This window comes from Dyadobacter endophyticus, assembly GCF_014641595.1.
In the GTDB taxonomy this organism is placed as follows: Bacteria; Bacteroidota; Bacteroidia; order Cytophagales; family Spirosomataceae; genus Dyadobacter; species Dyadobacter endophyticus.
In genome coordinates, this window is the sequence record NZ_BMIA01000003.1 from 326,718 (window position 1) to 346,705 (window position 19,988).

Genomic DNA, 19,988 nt, shown 5'->3' on the forward strand with positions numbered 1-19,988 from the left:
AAATGGCTACCCGATCACCAGATAGTTGCACACCATCGCCTTAATGTGCTCCTTTTGTTCTTCCGCGTATTTCTCGAAATCCGGGTCGGTCATCACGAAAAGCTCCTTATGGATTTCTTTCCCCATAAAAATAAACTCGACGCCGCATTTGATCAGTGGAAGGATATTTTCGAGCTGCATGGGCCGCAATGTCCCGTTGGCCGCCCCTTCCTCCAACTGCTTTTTGAAATAAGTCTCCCTGACCTGCCTGAAAATCGACATATCCGGAAAAAGTCTTTGCGGTGATTTGTGGATCTCGTTCATGATGAAAATTATCAGGTCGGGTTCCTTTTTCATCATTTCGAAGTCATTGTCGATAATCTCCGAGATCTTGGTTTTTATATCAATGTCCTTGTTCAGGATCGCGAGCATGTTCTGAAAGTATTCTTCCAGCACATCCTTGAAAATTTCAAGAAACAACTTCTCCTTGCTTCTGAAATAGTAGTTCGTCAATGCAATATTCATATCGGCTTCCTTCGCGATATCACGCGAGGTAGTGCCGTCAAAACCTTTCTTCAGAAAAACACGCTTTGCCGCCTCCCTTATCTTATCCTCACTTTTTTCTGTAACGCACTTCACGATTCTGGTGTGTTAGGTTTTTGTTAATGATTGCAGCTGCTTAATTGAATCAACGGATCAAAGTTGTGCAATAGAAATAACAATGCCAAATGTTTTAAATGAAAAGTTTAAACAACCATTTAAAATATACATTTGAAACTAATATTTACCAGTTTTATCCAATTCTTATCACTTGCTATTCAAGCATATTCCACTCGGCCGTGCGCTCGCCTTGCTTTTCGACGAGCCACACCCTGCTGCCTTTGAAGTGTTTGAGGTATTTTTTGCTCCTTTTAATGCCCGCCACGCTGAATGCTGTCGCCAGCGCGTCTGCCACCGTTCCGTCGGGGGAGATGACCGTCGTGCGAACGTGAAAAAGCAGGCCGATACCTGTTTTAGGATCAACGATATGCGAGTAGCGAACACCTTTGTATTCCATAAAGCGATAAGTAGGGCCGGAAGTGGCGAGCGCCACATTGGACAGTTGCATGGCTTTCAGCGAATCGCTGCCGTTGGACACATTGATATTCCAGCCCTTCGAACCCGGAGGCGGATCGGTAAGGACGATTTTCCCGCCCGCATCCATCATGGCCGACGTGATGCCCAGTTTTTTGAGCTCCTTAATGGCTTCTTCGGCAGCATACCCTTTGCCGAGACCACCGATATCAAGCCGCATGCCTTTCTGCGTCAGCATAATACTCCGCGACCTGGCGTCCATTTTCAGTTTTGAATAGCCTGTACGCGCCAGCGCATCGCGGATCTCCTCGTCGGGCGGGAAAATTCCTTTACGGGTCGCGTGGCGCCACATCTGCACCACCGGCCCAAGCGTAGCGTCGAAAACACCGCCCGTTTTGGCACTGATGTCCTGTGAAACGGCCAATATTTCAAAAAGATCCTTGCTTACCGGCACCCATCTCCCGCTCCCGGACGTTGCCGACAGCCGGTTAATCTCGCTGCCGTCGCGGTAATCGCTCATAATCTCGTTCAATTCCTCCACCCTCTTGAACGCATTACCCGCCGCGACCTTCGCAATCGAATCATTAGGTGCGTAAAAAACGAGTTTGAAAGGGGAGCCCATCAACCCCTTTTCAAAAGTGTAGCGCATCTGCTGCGCATGTAGCGGGCATAAAGCGGCGGCCAGGCAGAAAAGAAACAGAGGGACTGAAAGCTTTGGAAATGAAGACATTGGAGTAAATACAAATAATTGCATGGCAAATTACTCCATTTCGCGCAATTCACGGGCCGTGCTGCGGCGATAATTTGTGCCAGGGGCTATAACGACGAAAGGGGGTACGGACCTCCCGTCCATACCCCCTTCGCTTCCGGTACTTATATATTAGTAATCGCTATACTCGTCAATCCAATTGCTCTCCTCAGGTTGATGATGTGCATTAATAGCATCTTTAATCAGTCCTGCACCTATGAATGGCAGGGAAACAACAGTCGAAATAATCATCGCGAAAAACATAATAGTTGCAAAAAATAACTTCCCGGAATACCCAACAACGCTTGATAAGAAGTTCATACTAATGCAATTATTTATACTAAAATTCATATATCAAAGTTAAAAAAAATAACCGTGCCAATCCAATAAATATGCTTATTTTAGGATATAATTTAATGTTTTACAGGCATTTTATTACAAACCTGAAAAGACTAGTAGCAAGGGTTCTACAAAGCCAAGAATCATTTCCCACTAAATGTAACCGAATATGAAATTAATTTTACACCAACATGCTTGCCCTGATTCATGAGTAAATTTTTTGTGGCTTTACTAAGAGTTATTTTTGCCGCCATTCTCGGTACCGCCGCGCTGCTTACTACCATTATTATATCGCCTCTTCTCCTGATTATGTGGATCTGGAAAATTCTCACGGGGACGCCTCCCCGTCGGTAAAACAGGACTTCCTATATTGCAGGTAAACAGAACCTGTCCAATCACGTTCATGAAAAGAAGAAACTTTATCCGGCTTGGCTCGGCAGCGGGGGTGTTTGCCGTCATGCCCGCATTTGCCTGGCAGCCCGCTCCCTCCGTATATGCGGAAATGACCGTAGCCGAAATGACCAAACGCATGCAATCGGGCAGGCTTACTTCGTTAGCATTGACGCATCACTACCTCGACGAAATTGCCCGCACCGACAAGGCAGGGCCAAAACTTGCTTCGGTGATCGAGCTTAACCCTGACGCGCTGCGCATTGCGGCATCGCTTGACAAGGAGCGTAAATCGGGTAAAATCCGCGGGCCGCTGCACGGCATCCCGGTTCTCATTAAAGACAATATCGACACCGCCGACCAAATGAAAACAACTGCCGGCTCGCTGGCGCTGCTTGATAATGTGGCTTCGAAAGACGCCTTTCTCGTAACGCGGCTCAGGGAAGCCGGAGCGGTGATTCTGGGCAAAACCAATCTCAGCGAATGGGCCAATTTCAGGTCGACACGGTCGTCGAGCGGGTGGAGCAGCCGGGGCGGGCAGACAAGAAACCCCTATGTACTGGACCGATCCCCGTGCGGATCAAGTTCCGGCTCGGCGGTGGCGGTGGCCGCCAATCTTTGTGCCGTGGCGGTAGGCACCGAAACAAACGGCTCCATCGCCTGCCCGGCGTCGATGAACGGCGTCGTCGGCATTAAACCGACCGTCGGGTTGGTGAGTCGGAGCGGCGTCATCCCCATTTCGAAAACGCAGGATACTGCCGGCCCATTCGGACGGACTGTCGCCGATGCGGCCGCACTACTCGGGGCCATAGCCGGCCGGGACCCCGCCGATCTTACCCAACATACAGCCTCACAGCAGCTACCCACGGATTATGCCGCGTTCCTGGATGCCGATGGCCTCAAAGGCAAGCGTATTGGAGTCGAAAAGACGATGCTGAAAAAGCATGAGGGAATAGACGACCTATTGGCTAAGGCTTTGGAACAAATGAAAGCTGCCGGCGCCGAAATTGTGGAAATCGAGTACATGAAGGTGCAGCAGCTGCCGGGGGCGGAATCGCTGGTGTTGCAGTATGAGTTCAAGGATGGGATCAACCGCTATTTGTCCAAGTCCAATGCGAAAATCAAGTCGCTGGAAGGCCTTATTGCGTATAACAAGGCCAACAAGGCAAAAGTGATGCCGTATTTCGGTCAGGAGCTTTTCGAAACGTCCCAGGCGAAAGGCGATTTAAATACCAAAGAATACAAAGAGGCACTGGAAAAAATCAACAGCGTGGCCGGCACATTGAGCGACCTGCTCGATAAACACCGGCTCGACGCATTATGCGGCCCATCCACCGGTGCAGCCTGGTGCATCGACCTCGTCAATGGCGATTTCTGGACCGGTTACGGTTCCTACGGTCCGGCAGCGCTATCCGGCTTCCCGTCGATTACATTACCGATGGGCATGCTGAGCGGCCTGCCGGTAGGCATTTCCTTCCTCGGCAAGGCTTACCAGGAACCGGAGCTGATCCGCATCGCGTATGCGTACGAACAGGCGTCGCGGAACCGCGTGGTGCCGGAGTATGTGCGGAGTGTGGGGAGGTTGTGACGCCCCTCACCGCGCCAGATACCTTTCATAAAAGGACCCTTTCTGCCCCAGAAACTGATTGGCTTCCTGCTCCGAATAAACGGCTTTGCCCAGCTGGTAGAAATCCTCGTATTGATTATAAGGATAAGGCGTGAATTTCACCTTATCGGGGAAAAGTGATTGCATGATAACATTTTCCGTCAGCGCCCGCTTGATGTGCGATAAGGGAACGACCAAGCCCAGCACGAGGAAAATAATGATCGGGTAAGCGACGCGCATTTTATACCAGCCGGGGTGCTCTTGCGCCCATTCGGCAAAGCGGTGCAGTATAAAAAGTGACAACAGCGTGAGTACGGGCGTGCTTCCGCGCAGGAACCAGTCGTTCCATTTACCCATCCGGAAAAGGGATATCATGATCAAGAGCAGAAAAAGGCCGTGGATCACCGGAGCGTACTGGCTTTTGTGCAGCTTCAAAATGAGTACAATGCCGTAAAGTACCGCAAGGTCGATCACCACGCCAAAGAAATAGTGGAATGCAATTTCATTCAGCGGATTGAACTGCCAGATAAAACCGGACACAACGGAGTTTTTGCCTTGTAAAAAGAAAAAGAAGGTCGGTATAAAAAGCAAACCTGGCAGGAAAAGGTCGAGCATCGGCCTTGGGTTGAGAAAATACCGGGGCTCCTTGTAGTAGCGCAGGACGATCAACATCCCGAAGATGATCACGAAAACGATTGACGGGAAAATGCCCCAGATAAATATGGAGATGACGGCCAAAAAGCTCTTTTCAGGCTTTTTGAGATATACATAGTCATTGAAAAGAATGCATGAGACGATGATGATCGGTATGAGCTGGTTGGGAGCCCATTGCGTCTGGTAAAGAACCGGCCATATTTCGGTGAAAAACGGCGGTACGTGGTAATTGAGACCGATCGCACGCAGGAAAAGCACTTTGGTAACATGCCCCACCCCACCCAGCGAAAGGAAGAAAACCAGCGAAAGGTAGCTTTTACGCGTAAAAATAAAGATCCAGCAGATGCCTATAAAAAGGCCAACCGACGCCCACAGATATAAGGCAATGCCCGAAAGTTCGCCCAAACCTTTCGAAATCAGCGCTGGAACCAGAAAAAAGCCGAAGTAATGGCAGGCATAACGGCCATTCTCCTTAAAAGTAACCGGCCAAGACTGATTGTAAAGGGTGTAATATTTCGAATTGTGTGCCCAGAAATCAAATGCCTGGAAACAAAAGCCCCCTATCCCCGAAAACGCAATAATCGCCAGTGAAATGAATGCAATCTCGACCATATGACGGGGAGCGAGGTCGGTTTTCAGCGTCTTTTCCCGCTGGTAGCTGATGAAGTACATAACCGCAAGCCCCACGACCAGACATACCGAAATGGGCATCCTGAACCAGCCGATTGAAAAAATCAGGTTGGGAAGCAGCAGATAACCCAGACTTAAATTGCGCAGTACAGTTGTTTTCATTCAGTTCCCTATATTCAACGGGCAGTTCCAAAAAGTGTTTTCAACGAAATCCGACAAAACTACTAGAAATATCTTGTCATCAGATACTGACAACCCCTTACTTGTAACCGTTGCAACGTTAATATCATTTTAGTATTAAATATACCAAAAATCGAACGTAGGGAAGCAGGATAGTTCGCAAACGGCCTACCATTTATCCCGCGGGATCGTCACAAATTGCAAGTAACCCGCGGTGTTCTGAGCCTTTTCTGCCCAAATACCTAATCCGACCTTCATGGACAGAAGACAATTCGTAAGGAACAGTACACTGGCACTCTGCACATTACCTGTTATGCGGGCACCCGGCGACCGGCCGGCCCATCACATTCAGGCGGACTCCATGCCCGATTGGCTTCAGACGCTGGTGAAACAGGCCGACAAAAGCATTGAATCCTTGCTGACTTTTCAAACAAAAGACTCCAAAAGCCCGGACCTCGGTGGTTTGCGCGATGGTTTCGACCTGCTGAATCCACATAGTACGGCCGCATTGATCCAATATGGCGCGAGCGGCTTGTTTTCGCCGGGCTCTAAATTCTACCGATCCAAAGAACTGCTCGCCAGCATGGACCTGGCCGCATTGTACCTGATCAAAACCCAACATAGCGACGGCACCATTGACCTGCTTTCGACCAACTTTCATTCGACGCCCGACACCGGTTTCCTTGTGAAGCGACTGACGATGGCGTATAGGCTCATCGAACAATCGGGGACGGAAGGTGCCGACAAAATGCTGCTCAACCTGAAAACGTTCCTCGTACGCGGGGGCGACGCGTTGAGCGTGGGCGGCATTCATACGCCCAACCACCGCTGGGTAGTGTCGGCCGCACTGACCAAACTGAACGAGCTCTGGCCCAATCCCAAATATGTCGCGAGAGCAGAGCAATGGCTGGCGGAGCACATCGATATCGACCGCGACGGGCAGTATAATGAGAAGAGCACATTCATTTACTCCTCTCTTAGCGACCGGCTGCTTATTACCATCGGCAAAGGCCTTAAAAAACCGGAGCTCTTCGACGCCGTCCGGAAGAACCTCGACATGACGATGTATTACGTGCATCCTAACGGCGAAATTGTAACAGACGCTTCCGGGAGGCAGGACAAGGCCATTGTGGGCACGCTTGAAAACTACTATTATCCTTACCGTTACTTTGCCATCAAGGACAGAAACGGCGAGTATGCTGCTATGTGCCGCTTAATCGAAAAGACCGCCGCCATGAAAACGGCGGGTTTTCTGGATTACTTCCTGACCGATCCTTCGCTTTGGGCCGAATTGCCCGCCGATAAACCGGTGCCCGTCGATTATGTCAAAACTTTCCCGAACTCAGGCCTCGTGCGCATACGCAGGGACCGCTGGGACAGCACGCTCATCGCGAATAACCCAGTCTGGTTTACATTCATGAAGGGCAATGCAGTGTTGCAAGGTGTACGGTTTGCATCTTCTTTTTTCGGGAAAGGCCAGTTCCAATCTGAGAAAATCATTGAAAATGGGAAAGAATGGGTCCTGACGCAGAAACTCGACGGCCCTTATTTTCAGCCTTACCCGAAAGAATCCATTGTCGCGGATGGCGACTGGGAGAAAATGCCGCGGAATTTTCGGCCCCAAAGCGAGGTACAGATCCTCGAAACAAAGGTAATGATCTGGGAAACTCCGGGAGGAATGGAAATCGAAGTAGCAACGAACGGTACCGAGCGTGTTCCGGCTGCATTGGAACTGATTTTCAGGCCTGGCGGAACGCTCAAAGGTGTTTCCAAAATTGAAAACACCAAGGATTCGTGGCTGCTAAAAGAGGCAGCCGGCTCTTATGAATTGGGGGGTGACACCATTTCTTTCGGTCCGGGGCTGGCGCTGCACAAGAACATCGCACTACGGGGAGCCTTGCCAGCCATGGAAGCGCCTACTGTTTTTCTCACCGGCTTTACGCCCTTCAAGCATGTGATCCGCTTTTCGTGAGGCTCATTCTAAAACTGTTTCCAACCCTGGCGGCGGCCGCTACGCCTGGGCGTCGAATCAGTTCTTAATGTTTGCTGATCCAGTCGAGGATGTAATCGGCATCTTCTTTCCAGGTAGGCTGACCTAAAACGAAGTGGTTACGGCCAGGGAACTCTTTGTAATCCAGCACCGAGCCGTTGTTTTTGTAGGCTTTGAAGTTGCGGAGATTCAGTGAGGCAGGGATAATATTGTCGAATTCACCCGAGGTAATCAGCAATGGGGCGTGTGCTTTTTTGAAATCCACTTTGGCTGCGGAAGTAATACCGCCGCGGGCTACGGTTTTGGATTCGGGGATGACGTTCTCTTCCCAGGTTTTCATTTGTTCTTCGAGCGTCATTCCGTTGGTGAAAGCATATTGCCAGTCGGCGAGCGACATCAGATAAGTTTTTTTCAATGAGGTAAACAACCCGAATACTTTATAACCCGCTTTCAGGAAGGAGAATTCGTAAGGGATCACGCCTTGTGGGGGAACTGGGTGGATGGCGATACCTGCAACGCCTAAATCACGGTTAATCAGAATTTGTGTGATCAAACCGCCCAGAGAATGGCCGATGATGATCGGTTTTTCGGGTAATGCTTTGATGAAATCGGCATAATGGTCGACCAGCTCTTTGAATGTCAGACCGGCCAGTGCGGTATCGTTGGGTTGTCTGTCTCTCAGTTCAGCGGCGGGTGCATCTTTGTGGGGCCAGGCCGGTGCGTAAGTGGTGTAACCCTGGCCTTCAAAATACATTTTCCATTGGTCCCAGCCATTGTGGCTTACGAATGCACCTGTTACAAATACGACGGTTTTGGTGTTATTGGCTTTCATGATTTCTATCGGTTAAAAGTTGATTTTCTTTCTTGTTCAATCTTTGAACATGACAAAATTCAGCACAAAGCCAGACTATATTCTTAACCCAAGTTAAGATCGTCATTTACCCACCATTCTTTTTCTGATCCGGCTCAAAGAAGGTGCCTGAATGCCCAGATAAGAGGCTATATGGTACAACGGGACGTTGTTAAAAATGTCGGGATGGTTCTGGATCAGTTCGAGGTAACGCTGCTCGGGCGTACGGAACATGAATTCCTCGGCACGGTTCATGGCCAGGTTAAATGCAGTTTCCGCCACCAGCCGACCGAAACGCTCCCAATGATGTGACCTACCATATAATTCATTGAGATGATTTATATGAATGTACAGTACGGTCGACTCCGTCATCGATTCCGTATAATAGCTACACGGCGTTTGTGTTACGAAACTCTTATACGCTACCACCACTTGGTTCTTTGAAAAGAAAAAGACATTCTTCTCGTCCGCCGATTCGTCATCTATATAGTAAGTCCGGAACACACCGTCGAGGATAAACCCCAGGTACTTGCAAACATTTTTGTATTCATTATAAAACTCTCCTTTCCCGTAGGTCTTTCGTTGCCAGTACGGCGCCGACAATTCAAATGCTTCGGCATCGATCCCCGCGAACTGATTGAGGGCGTAGTTCAGGATTTGTGTTTCGGTCATGAGTTATGCAGGTGGTTGACGTATATTCCAAAAATAGCCAGCAAATGCATTATTTCCGAATCGAATCGGGCACTAGGCCACCGGGGCCGGGATATTCATACAAAAACCTCATTACCAGCCACCTAAAATGCCGATTATTCGTTAAATTTGATTACCTCCCCTGACGATGCAGCTTCGGACCTCAAACGTTTCTTAACTATGCTGAGAAAGATTCTACCGCTCGTGCTGGTTTTCCTGGCGCAGGTCTGTCTGGCAAACCAGATCCTGATACCGATGGACAATACGCAAACCAACCATTTGAAGGCATACGGACTGGCTTACATTCTGCTGAAAGGGGATATTGAAGTCGATTGGCTGCTTAATTACCGGGGTGGTAGTTTTAAAATCCAATACAGCAAATCGATTGAAAATGAGTGCAAACTGAGGGCGGTTTCCTATGAAGTGCTTTCGGAGGCGGCAAGTGCCCAGATCGTAAACGAGATCAGCAATCCGAATGTGAATATGGATGTGGTGAAACTGTTCAAGGCGGCGAAAATCGCGGTGTACTCGCCGATCAAGATCAGTCCGGCCGAATTTGAAAATACCGACGCGGTGTTACTTGTGCTCAAATATGCCGAAATCCCTTTTGAAGTCATTTACGACGAAGAAATACTCCGCGGCGATCTTCCCAAATACGATTGGCTGCATTTGCACCATGAGGACTTCACGGGGCAATTCGGGAAAAACCTGCGCCGTACCAGTGAGGCCGATATCAAAGCCCAGGAAGCCATTGCCAGTCGTTATGGTTTCTCCAAAGTACCCAAAATGAAACTTGCCGTCGCCAAGGCCATTAAAGAGTTTTGCGCCGGCGGGGGCTTTCTATTCGCCATGTGCTCCGGCGCCGAAACGTTCGATATTGCCCTTGCAGCCGAAGGCGTAGACATTGTGGATAACCTCGACGGCGACGGCATAGATCCGGACGCCCAGTCCAAGCTGGATTTCGACAAGACATTCGCATTCTACAATTTCAAATTGCAACTCGACGAGTACGACGGGATGAATTTCTCGGATATCAATTCCGCGGCCGGCCGCTACCGGGGCTGGGGCGAAAACGATGCCTATTTCTCCCTATTCGATTTTTCGGCTAAATGGGACGTGATACCCGCCATGCTCGTGCAAAACCACGAGCACCTGATCCGCGAGTTTTTCGGACAAACCACCGCATTCTCCAAATACACCGTCAAACCGAGCTCGCTCGTCATGGGCACCAGCAGCAACTCCGACCGCTACATCTACGGTGAACTTGGTCGCGGGCAATGGACCTTCTACGGCGGCCACGATCCCGAAGGCCGCGGCGGAGGTGGTCGCCGGATGCCAACCGACCTGAACCTCTATCCCAACTCGCCGGGTTACCGGCTGATATTGAACAACGTGCTGTTTCCTTCCGCTCGAAAAAAGAAACGGAAGACTTGATCATTCAGAATGGGCATCTGCTCATCCGTTGTTGACTTCCGGTGGTATTTTGGGTAGATTTACTTAAAAGAACGCGCTATGCCCACAATCGTAACAGATATCAACGAACTAGACCTGAGCGGAACTTATACTTACGCCGATTATTTGCTTTGGCATTTCAAGGAGCGCGTGGAACTGATTAAGGGGAAGATTTTTAAGATGTCACCCGCGCCGAGTACCCGGCATCAGCAAATCTCAGCGAAATTACATTTGAGGATAGGTGGTTATTTTGAAAACCATTACTGTCAGGCTTTTTTCGCTCCGTTCGATGTAAGATTGCCTAGAAAGGACCAAAATGTCGCGGATCAAAAAATCTACACCGTGGTACAACCGGACCTGTGTGTAATATGCGACGAGGCAAAATTAGACGAGCGTGGTTGTTTAGGAGCGCCGGATCTGATCGTTGAAGTACTTTCTCCCGGCAACTCGAATACAGAGATGCATAACAAGTTTGAATTGTACCAGGAATCCGGCGTCCGGGAATATTGGCTTGTTGAACCGTCTCAAAATGCGGTGTTGGTATACGTGCTCGATAAGACAGGAAAATATGTGGGATTGCAGCCAGCAGTTGAATCGGTGCAATCGTCCATTTTTCCCGAGCTAAAAATCGATTTGGAAAAGATATTCAACTAGGCATCAATCCCAGCTCCATCTTAATATCCGCCCGTTTGAAGTTATGCCCCGTAAGCGGCACTTCCTCAAAGCCCAGCTTTTTGTACAGATTAATACCTGCCGCCGAGCCTCTCCGGTTCGAATACAGGATCACTTTGCTCGCTCCCAGCTCCCGCGCCTTCTCAATCACTGCATTACCCAGCAAATCGCCGATCTTTTTCCCCCGCATGCTTTTTGAAACAGTCATTTTGCTCATTTCAACTACATCGCCGTTGCGCTTTAACGCGCAGGTACCAACAGGCTCATCGCCGTACAGCGCGATCAGGATCGCGCCGCCGTCTTTCAGATAATAGGTTTCGGGATTGGAAAGCGTCTTCTCATCTTCCGGCTCTACTTCATAGGTCTCGGAAATCCAGGCGTAGTTTAGGTCGTAGAAGGCTTGTGCATACTCCGGTGTGTAGTCTACAATTCGAATGGCTGCATTGGTCTCCTCGTTTTCCATTCTTTTGTAGCGCTCAAAAAATCCTTCTTTGTTGAGTTGATATTCTGTTTCGTCCATAGCTTGCAAAAGGTTATTTGCATTATCGATAATCTGTTCCGCAGTTTTCCGGATTTTCCCCCAAACAGGCTGCATTTGCTCCACCAGGGCCTTGGCTTTCCCGGAAAGTCGCACCATACGTTTCCGTTCGTCGCGCCCGTCCTTAAATGACTCCACGAGCCCTTCTTTTTCCAGCTCCTTTAAAAGACTAATCGTGGACGGATGCGCGTATCCGATTTCCTCCGAAAGCTCCATAATACCCAAAGCTTCCTTCGCATGAAGCGCATAAATGACCGGAAACCATTTCGGTTCGAAGTTGATCCCATTGTGCTGGTAAATGAGCACGCCGTCCTTCCGGAACTGATCGCTCAGCCGCTGCAAACGCGTTGAAATTGCCAGAGCGCCTACTTCATTGAAGATGTTCATTTCAAAATATTGTAATTTAAGTTCAAATATACGTAGACAGCTACGTAATTAACAAACAAAGATGCGTTTTGTGCTGCCTTTTTGTTTAAAATAATTAATGAAAGGAAAAAACGATGGACACAACGATGGTTACGGCAGACTTCCAGGTACTTCCTGAGGATTTGAAAGTTATTGGAGATATTTAACTATTAAACCGCCTGTCCGTTCAGAAGCTCCCGCACCTCCTACCAACTCCGCAAGGCGTTCATAATCCCGCATTTGCCCTACATTTTTATCGCCGCCAGGCACAATGCATTTCAGCTCCGCCACGAGATTTTCTTCATTCAACTCATCCTGGATCAATTCCCGCACAGCCTCTTTCTCCAATATCAGATTTACCAGAGAAATAAACGGAATGCGGATCAGCCGCTTGGCCAATGCATACGAAATAGTGCTCGTGCGGTAGCAAACCACCTCCGGTACTTTGAGAAGAGCCGTCTCCAATGTAGCCGTACCCGAAGTCACGAGTGCCGCGTCCGCGACTGACAGCAGATCATAAGTACTTTCGTATACAATCGAAGTCTTGCCGCCGGATAAATGTTGATCGTACAATGTAGAAGGCAAATTCTTCACACCTGCAATCACATATTGATACTCCGGGAAATGCTTTTGTGTCGTCAGCATGGTGTCGAGCATGCCGATGATCTCCTGCTTGCGACTGCCCGGAAGCAATGCAATGATGGGCCGGTCGTCGAGGTGGTGTTTCCGGCGAAAATCGGGATCGGGGCGAAATGCTGCAATAGCATCCATGAGCGGGTTGCCCACATAATCCACTTGGTAATCGTATTTTTTGTAAAAATCGATCTCGAACGGGAAAATCACGAACATGTGATCCACATTGGCCTTGATCTTCCAGGCGCGTTTCTGATTCCACGCCCAGACTTTCGGAGAAATGTAGTAGAACACTTTCAGCCCCTTCGACTTTGCAAATGAAGCAATGCGCAGGTTGAAGCCCGGATAGTCGATGAGGATCAATGCATCCGGCTCATAATCGAGGATATCAGCCTTACATTTTTTGAGAAAACCGGTAATCGTCCGCAGGTTCATGACCACTTCCAGGAAACCCATAAAGGCGGTGTCCTTATAATGAGTTACTAGGCTCATACCCTCCGCCTCCATCATATCGCCGCCCCAGCCCCTGAATTGCGCATCCGGATCACTGGCCCTGATACCCTTGATCAGGTTGGAACCATGCAGATCCCCAGAGCGCTCGCCCGCGATCAGGTAATATCTCATAAGCGACCGGCTGTCGATAGTCGGCCGGCGGCAGTCAACCTATTCCCCATAATACTCCACAAAGTTCTTAGGTGTCTCGATCAGCTTTATATAATGCAGTTTCGCATTCGGCGCGGCCTGCGCGATGGACGGTTCGAGGATATTCCAGATTTCCATCACGAATATTTCGCAGGAAGCCATCTTGCCTTGCATGAAATCCACGTCAAGGTTCAGGTTCTTGTGGTCAACCTTGTCGACGATCTGCTCTTTCATGATATCGCCCAGCACTTTCAGATCAATCACAAAACCCGTATCCGGATCCGGCTTCCCTTTTACGGTAACAATCAGCTCAAAATTATGCCCATGCCAGTTGTTGTTGGCGCAGGGGCCAAATACTTCCTGGTTTTTCTCATCAGTCCACGCCGGATTGTAAAGCCGGTGCGCCGCATTGAAATGCTCTTTTCTTGTTACGTAAATCATAAAACTTCCTGCCACTTGATAATTCTGGCGCAAAATTACACCTTGTATCCGTAGTTTTGTTTGTTAACAAGAGGATAACTAAAAAAAATCCTATTTCGATCTTAAAATTTAAGAGTAGATCGACGTGGTTCGCTACTCTTATCTGGCATTCTTTTTACCGTTTAACATATAATCTAGATGATTATCGTAACAGGAGCAGCCGGCTTTATTGGCAGCGGGCTTATCAGCCGCCTCAATCAGGACGGCTTTAAAAACATTATTGCAGTGGACGATTTTTCCAAAATCGAGAAAGCAGAGAACCTCGAAGGAAAGATTATCAAGGAAAAAGTAGAAAGGAATGCACTTTTCGAATGGCTGGATGCGAACAACCGCGACGTGGAATTCATTTTTCACATCGGCGCGCGTACCGATACCACGGAATTCGACAAGGAAATTTTTGATGAACTGAATGTAAATTATTCCAAAGGCATTTGGGAGAAATGCGTAGCATATCAGATCCCCCTCGTGTACGCGTCGTCCGCAGCTACTTACGGGTTGGGCGAGCACGGGTACGACGATAATGAATCGACGATCGGCCAGTTGAAACCACTAAACCCCTATGGCGATTCCAAAAACGAATTCGACAAATGGGCATTGGCGCAGGAGAAAAAGCCTTTTTTCTGGGCCGGCCTGAAATTCTTCAACGTTTACGGGCCTAATGAATACCACAAAGGCCGGATGGCCTCGGTGATATTCCATGCTTATAACCAGATCAATGCGACGGAGAAAATGAAGCTTTTCCGCTCTCATAACCCGGATTTTAAGGATGGTGAGCAAATGCGTGACTTCATTTATGTAAAAGACCTGATCGACGTCTGCATTTTCTTCATGCACCACCGCAAAAACTCGGGTATTTACAATCTCGGAAGCGGTAAGGCGCGGACTTTCAAAGACCTCGTTACCAACACATTCCTGGCAATGGGTAAGACGCCGGACATTTCGTTTATCGATACTCCGGCCGATATCCGCGACAAATACCAGTATTTCACCCAGGCCAATATGAGCAAGCTGCGCTCGGTAGGATATACCCGTCCGTTCAGCAGCCTGGAAGACGGTATCGACGATTATGTAAAGAACTACCTGTCGTCAAAAACCTATTTATAACGCTTTTCGCCTACCAAAAAACAAAAGACGCGTCTGGCCAGGCGCGTCTTTTGTTTTAATCGGTCGAAAACCTATTTCCACCTTCAGCTACCGTAATCTCCACAATTTTCCGTATTTTTGACCTTCTGATTAAACTCAATCCCACTTCTCTGTGTTAGCATGATACCAACCAGAGTGTGACATTATTACGACTATGAGCAAAGAAGAAGAATTGTTGGAGGAAATCACCAGTTCGGAATACAAATACGGCTTTGTAACTGACATTGAGGCAGATGAGGCCCCTCCGGGTCTTAATGACGATATTGTCCGGTTTATCTCTGCCAAAAAGAATGAACCCGAATGGATGCTGCAATGGCGCCTGAAAGCATATCATTTGTGGCTGACTATGGACGAGCCGAAATGGCCGAATGTGCATTATCCGGCTATCGATTTCCAGGCTATCAAATATTACTCTGCGCCAAAGAAAAAGAAGGCGGTGGAGAGTATCGACGACATCGATCCCGAGTTGCGCAATACTTTCGAAAGGCTGGGAATTTCTTTGAATGAACAAAAAAGGATTTCCGGCATTGCCGTTGACGCGGTAATGGACTCCGAGTCGGTCTTCACGACTTTCAAGGATACGCTCAAAGAAAAAGGCATCATTTTCTGCTCCATCAGCGAGGCGATTCGTGAGCATCCGGAGCTTGTGAAGAAATACCTGGGCTCGGTTGTACCTCCGAAAGATAACTACTATGCAGCGTTGAACTCGGCGGTTTTCTCCGATGGATCATTTGTATATATCCCCAAAGGCGTTCGCTGCCCGATGGAGCTTTCGACTTATTTCCGTATTAATGCGGCCGGAACAGGGCAATTCGAACGAACGCTGATCATCGGCGACCAGGACAGCCACGTGAGCTACCTCGAAGGTTGCACAGCGCCAATGCGTGATGAAAACCAGCTGCACGCTGCGGTGGTTGAAATCTTCGCACACGACAATGCAAATGTTAAATATTCGACCGTACAGAACTGGTATCCAGGCGATAAAGAAGGGAAAGGCGGTATTTACAACTTCGTGACAAAACGCGGCCTTTGCGACGGCCCCAATTCGAAAATTTCCTGGACACAGGTTGAAACCGGTTCTGCGATTACCTGGAAATATCCTTCGGTGATCCTGAAAGGCGACAATTCGATCGGTGAGTTCTACTCGGTAGCTGTAACCAACAATATGCAGCAAGCCGATACGGGCACGAAAATGATCCACATCGGTAAAAACACAAAAAGCCGGATCGTTTCCAAAGGTATATCTGCCGGAAAGAGCCAGAACTCTTACCGCGGTTTGGTTCAGGTATTTAAAAAGGCGGAAAAGGCACGCAACTTCTCGCAATGCGACTCCCTGTTGCTTGGCGATAAATGCGGCGCGCATACCTTCCCTTACATTGAGGTAAACAACCCGTCGGCCACCGTAGAACACGAAGCGACCACTTCGAAGATCGGTGAAGACATTCTTTTCTATTGCAACCAGCGCGGTATTCCTACCGAACAAGCCGTTGCATTGATCGTGAATGGCTATGCTAAAGAAGTATTAAACCAGCTTCCGATGGAATTTGCCGTCGAAGCGCAAAAACTACTGGAAATCAGCCTGGAAGGAAGTGTAGGTTAAAATTTCCGATAAGATAAAACACAGAAAGCCTTTGATTCGTCGAAGGCTTTTTGTATTTTATTCATCTCAGTAAATTTTCCATCAACGATCCACCCCTTCATGACGCACGTTCCACAACTAATCATTGACCTATCTTTAATACTCACGATGGCGGGTATCATTACCCTGATCTTCAAGAAATTGAAGCAGCCTGTCGTGCTGGGTTACATTTTGGCCGGGTTACTTGTTGGTCCCAATTTCCATTTGTTCCCCACCATTACCGACATCAAAACCATCGAAATCTGGGCGGAGATCGGTGTGATATTCCTGCTCTTCAATTTGGGTTTGGAGTTCAGTTTCAAAAAACTGGTCAAAGTAGGCAACACGGCCGCCATTACCGGTTTGTTTGAAGTCTCGATGATGCTGGGAACCGGCTTCCTGACGGGCCAATTGCTCGGTTGGAGTAAAACCGACAGCCTTTTCCTGGGAGGTATCATTGCCATTTCATCCACAACCATTATTTTCCGGGCATTTGATGAACTGGGCCTGAAAACCCAAAAATTCACCCGTGTGGTAATGGGGATTCTGGTTATAGAGGACCTAACCGCCGTGTTACTCATGGTCTTGCTGTCGACATTGTCCCTCAGCCAGCAGTTTGCAGGATTTGAATTAATCCAATCGAGCTTAAAACTCTTCTTCTTCCTCACAATCTGGTTTCTGGGCGGCATTTTTGTGTTCCCTACCCTGCTGCGGCGCTACCGGCACCTGATGAACGACGAAAGCGTGCTGATCACCTCTGTCGCGCTTTGTTTCGGAATGGTATTCCTGGTAACCCAGGCCGGGTTCTCCGCTGCATTGGGTGCGTTTATCATGGGTTCTATTCTTGCAGAAACTACGCATGCGGAGAAAATCGAACATTTGCTGAAACCGGTGAAGGACCTTTTTGGGGCTGTGTTCTTTATCTCCGTGGGCATGTTGATCAACCCCGGCTTATTGCTTGACTATGCGGTTCCGACGGCCATTCTGGTGCTCGTTGTAATATTCGGGAAAACCATGTTCGTTACACTAGGGGCGGTAATTTCCGGTCAGCCGCTAAAAAAATCGCTGCAATCAGGTATGAGCTTGTCGCAAATCGGCGAATTCTCGTTCATTATAGCCAATCTGGGCCTATCACTGAAAGTCACGAGTGGGTTCCTTTACCCGATTGCCGTGGGGGTTTCCGTGATCACAACATTTGCAACACCCTACATGATGAAGGCCTCCGAACCACTGTATGAATGGCTGGACAGACGCTTGCCCGAAAAATGGCGGCTCTACCTGAACCGGTACAGCACCAGTACCGAAACCATCGTACACACCACACAATGGAACCAAATTCTTAAATCGTACGCCCAAACGGTGATATTAAATTCGGTTGTTGTAGTCGGGATCATCCTCGCGTCGTCGCGCCAGCTCGCGCACCAGTTGCATACACGTGTACCCGAAACTTTCCTTACCAACTCGGTGCTATTTGGCATTACATTCCTCTTGATATCTCCTTTTTTGTGGGCGCTGGTTTTCAAAAGGGGCAACAGAAAAGCCTATTCCGCCATCTGGCTGAGCCGCAAATACAGCCGCGGCCCGCTTTTGCTGCTTGAACTTTCGCGGGTGATAATCGCCATTCTGCTAATGGCCTTCCTGCTCAATTCATTCTTCTCGACAAAGACCGCATTCATTGTAGCGGGCGGCATTATGGTACTGGGGTTCGCCATTTTTTATCAAAGGCTTCAACAGTTTTACCACAAAATCGAAGACCGGTTCTTGCAAAATCTCAATGCAAGGCAGCTTGAAGGAAGTGGTAAATCTAAAAGGATCCTGCTCCCCTGGGACGCGCATTTCGCATTCCTCGAAGTAAGTGCCGACTCCACCATGATCGGTAAAAGTTTGCAGGAGCTCAAAATCCGGGAAAGATTCGGAATTAACGTAGTGCTGATCGAGCGGGGAAGCAAGACCATCCACTTGCCCCGGCCCACCGAGGTGCTCTATCCCTGCGATCGCATTGAAGTAATCGGCACGGACGATCAGCTCGATGTTTTCAGAAGCCACATTGAAGTCAGTACGAATGGCGATGTGTATATGGCGCACGAGGATAATATCGCACTCGAACGCGTTGAAGTGAAGACCCAGCACAATATCCGCGGCAAAACCATCCGCGCAAGTCAGATCCGGGAAATGACGCACGGCATGATCGTCGGCCTGGAAAGGAACGGCGAGCGTATTCTCAACCCGGATTCTTCGATGGTAATTGAGAACCAGGACGTGTTATGGATCGCAGGCGACAAGGAGCTTATCAAGGAATTTATTGCCAATAAACCGGCCAATAACGAGGAAGAAGTCGAGGTGGCTACGCCCTGATCAAACCTTGCAATCCGCCGGTATGCACCGCTACAATCGTTGTTCCGGCTTTGAAATAACCATTTTTAATGAGGTCGAAAAGGCCGTAAAACATCTTGGCGGTATACACCTGCTCTAACTGGATATCAAATTCGGCCCGGAAATCTTGCATGAATTTCAGCAATTCATCGTTCCATTTGGCATAACCGCCGAAGTGAAAGTCGGTGAGCAATGTAAGGTGCCCGGGCCGCTTGTATTCGTGCAGAAGCTCATGAATGTCTTTACTGAGAAAATCTCCGCCTTTTAATGCGGAAAAAGCAAGCACATCAGCTCCCGCGGAGAGGATCCCTGCCGCTGTACCGCCCGTCCCGGCTGCTGTTGCCATGAAGTCCGGCATTATTCCTAGCTGACCTTTTACCTCGCCGACCATTTCGGCGACGCCTTTCAGCGCGAGCCCGGTAGTACCTCCCTCAGGAATCATATATGGATTTCCATACTGCTCCGAAATCCGTTTAAGATAGTCTTCCGAATTGCGCTGCCTGTATTCTTCCCTCGTTACGAAATGTAACGCCATCCCTTGCTCGCGGCAAAATTGCAGGGTCGCATTTTGCTCACGTTCCAGTTCCAAGCCCCTTACAATGCCGATTGTATCCAGGCCTAGTGCGCGTCCCGCTGCCGCTGTTGCGTATAAATGATTGGAATACGCCCCGCCAAAAGTCAGCACTGCCTTTTCGCCGCCGGCCTGTGCTTCGAGTAAATTGTATTTCAATTTCCGCCATTTGTTACCCGAAACAGTCGGGTGAATGAGGTCGTCGCGTTTGATAAACAATTGAACCGCCGCCCGCTCAATATCCGTATTAGAGAGCCGTTGCAGGGGCGTGGGTATCGTTGGACTTAGTAAATCCACTTATTTTGATAATTTTGTTGATAGTAACTCCAAA

Annotated in this window: 17 protein-coding genes; 7 read left to right on the forward strand and 10 right to left on the reverse strand. The window is 48.8% G+C overall.

The features are described from left to right. Positions 1 to 6: 6 nt before the first annotated feature. From IEY24_RS21105 to IEY24_RS21115, 3 genes are all read right to left on the reverse strand, one after another. Positions 7 to 618 (reverse strand): TetR/AcrR family transcriptional regulator, encoded by a 612-nt coding sequence (locus IEY24_RS21105; RefSeq protein ID WP_188935770.1) that lies wholly within the window; start codon positions 616 to 618, stop codon positions 7 to 9. 175 nt (positions 619 to 793) lie between these two features. Next, on the reverse strand, positions 794 to 1,783 hold the full coding sequence (locus IEY24_RS21110) for an FAD:protein FMN transferase (RefSeq protein ID WP_188935771.1): 990 nt from the start codon (positions 1,781 to 1,783) through the stop codon (positions 794 to 796). A gap of 150 nt (positions 1,784 to 1,933) precedes the next feature. Further along, positions 1,934 to 2,122, reverse strand: coding sequence for a hypothetical protein (locus IEY24_RS21115; protein ID WP_188935772.1), 189 nt, complete (start codon positions 2,120 to 2,122; stop codon positions 1,934 to 1,936). A 421-nt stretch (positions 2,123 to 2,543) separates the two neighbouring features. Between IEY24_RS21115 and IEY24_RS21120 the strand changes: the two genes are divergently transcribed. Continuing rightward, on the forward strand, positions 2,544 to 4,118 hold the full coding sequence (locus tag IEY24_RS21120; RefSeq protein ID WP_188935773.1) for an amidase: 1,575 nt from the start codon (positions 2,544 to 2,546) through the stop codon (positions 4,116 to 4,118). A gap of 6 nt (positions 4,119 to 4,124) precedes the next feature. Here IEY24_RS21120 and IEY24_RS21125 read toward each other — a convergent pair whose 3' ends face one another. Further along, complete coding sequence (locus IEY24_RS21125; RefSeq protein WP_188935775.1) at positions 4,125 to 5,582, reverse strand: hypothetical protein; 1,458 nt, start codon at positions 5,580 to 5,582, stop codon at positions 4,125 to 4,127. Positions 5,583 to 5,856: 274 nt separating this feature from the next. On the opposite strand from IEY24_RS21125, the gene IEY24_RS21130 reads away from it, so the two are divergent. Then, positions 5,857 to 7,572, forward strand: coding sequence for a hypothetical protein (locus IEY24_RS21130; RefSeq protein WP_188935777.1), 1,716 nt, complete (start codon positions 5,857 to 5,859; stop codon positions 7,570 to 7,572). 64 nt (positions 7,573 to 7,636) lie between these two features. On the opposite strand, the gene IEY24_RS21135 is transcribed toward IEY24_RS21130, so the two are convergent. Next, positions 7,637 to 8,422 (reverse strand): alpha/beta hydrolase, encoded by a 786-nt coding sequence (locus IEY24_RS21135; protein WP_188935779.1) that lies wholly within the window; start codon positions 8,420 to 8,422, stop codon positions 7,637 to 7,639. Between the two features lie 102 nt (positions 8,423 to 8,524). Further along, positions 8,525 to 9,112: a Crp/Fnr family transcriptional regulator gene (locus tag IEY24_RS21140; RefSeq protein ID WP_188935781.1), complete on the reverse strand. Its 588-nt coding sequence runs from the start codon at positions 9,110 to 9,112 to the stop codon at positions 8,525 to 8,527. A gap of 198 nt (positions 9,113 to 9,310) precedes the next feature. Here IEY24_RS21140 and IEY24_RS21145 point away from each other — a divergent pair, with 198 nt between their 5' ends. Together IEY24_RS21145 and IEY24_RS21150 are read left to right on the forward strand one after the other, a co-directional pair. Then, positions 9,311 to 10,564 (forward strand): asparagine synthetase B, encoded by a 1,254-nt coding sequence (locus IEY24_RS21145; RefSeq protein WP_188935783.1) that lies wholly within the window; start codon positions 9,311 to 9,313, stop codon positions 10,562 to 10,564. Positions 10,565 to 10,642: 78 nt separating this feature from the next. Next, positions 10,643 to 11,236, forward strand: coding sequence for a Uma2 family endonuclease (locus IEY24_RS21150; RefSeq protein WP_188935785.1), 594 nt, complete (start codon positions 10,643 to 10,645; stop codon positions 11,234 to 11,236). Here the strand turns inward: IEY24_RS21150 and IEY24_RS21155 are convergent. From IEY24_RS21155 to IEY24_RS21165, 3 genes are all read right to left on the reverse strand, one after another. Next, complete coding sequence (locus IEY24_RS21155; RefSeq protein ID WP_188935787.1) at positions 11,229 to 12,179, reverse strand: bifunctional helix-turn-helix transcriptional regulator/GNAT family N-acetyltransferase; 951 nt, start codon at positions 12,177 to 12,179, stop codon at positions 11,229 to 11,231. The genes IEY24_RS21150 and IEY24_RS21155 overlap by 8 nt on opposite strands. Positions 12,180 to 12,347: 168 nt before the next feature. Continuing rightward, positions 12,348 to 13,454: a lipid-A-disaccharide synthase gene (gene lpxB / locus IEY24_RS21160; protein ID WP_188935789.1), complete on the reverse strand. Its 1,107-nt coding sequence runs from the start codon at positions 13,452 to 13,454 to the stop codon at positions 12,348 to 12,350. 39 nt (positions 13,455 to 13,493) lie between these two features. Then, a complete protein-coding gene (locus IEY24_RS21165) occupies positions 13,494 to 13,913 on the reverse strand; it encodes a 6-pyruvoyl trahydropterin synthase family protein (RefSeq protein ID WP_188935791.1) in 420 nt (139 codons plus the stop codon). 177 nt (positions 13,914 to 14,090) lie between these two features. Here IEY24_RS21165 and rfaD point away from each other — a divergent pair, with 177 nt between their 5' ends. The 3 genes from rfaD to IEY24_RS21180 all read left to right on the forward strand — a co-directional run bounded on the left by rfaD (position 14,091) and on the right by IEY24_RS21180 (position 19,068). Then, a complete protein-coding gene (rfaD, locus tag IEY24_RS21170; RefSeq protein WP_188935793.1) occupies positions 14,091 to 15,056 on the forward strand; it encodes an ADP-glyceromanno-heptose 6-epimerase in 966 nt (321 codons plus the stop codon). A 193-nt stretch (positions 15,057 to 15,249) separates the two neighbouring features. Further along, positions 15,250 to 16,695 (forward strand): Fe-S cluster assembly protein SufB, encoded by a 1,446-nt coding sequence (sufB, locus tag IEY24_RS21175; protein ID WP_188935795.1) that lies wholly within the window; start codon positions 15,250 to 15,252, stop codon positions 16,693 to 16,695. Between the two features lie 99 nt (positions 16,696 to 16,794). Next, a complete protein-coding gene (locus tag IEY24_RS21180; RefSeq protein ID WP_188935797.1) occupies positions 16,795 to 19,068 on the forward strand; it encodes a monovalent cation:proton antiporter family protein in 2,274 nt (757 codons plus the stop codon). On the opposite strand, the gene IEY24_RS21185 is transcribed toward IEY24_RS21180, so the two are convergent. Further along, the gene (locus tag IEY24_RS21185; RefSeq protein WP_229222810.1) at positions 19,058 to 19,954 is read right to left on the reverse strand and encodes a 1-aminocyclopropane-1-carboxylate deaminase/D-cysteine desulfhydrase; all 897 of its coding nucleotides are present in this window, start codon (positions 19,952 to 19,954) and stop codon (positions 19,058 to 19,060) included. The genes IEY24_RS21180 and IEY24_RS21185 overlap by 11 nt on opposite strands. Positions 19,955 to 19,988 lie beyond the last annotated feature (34 nt).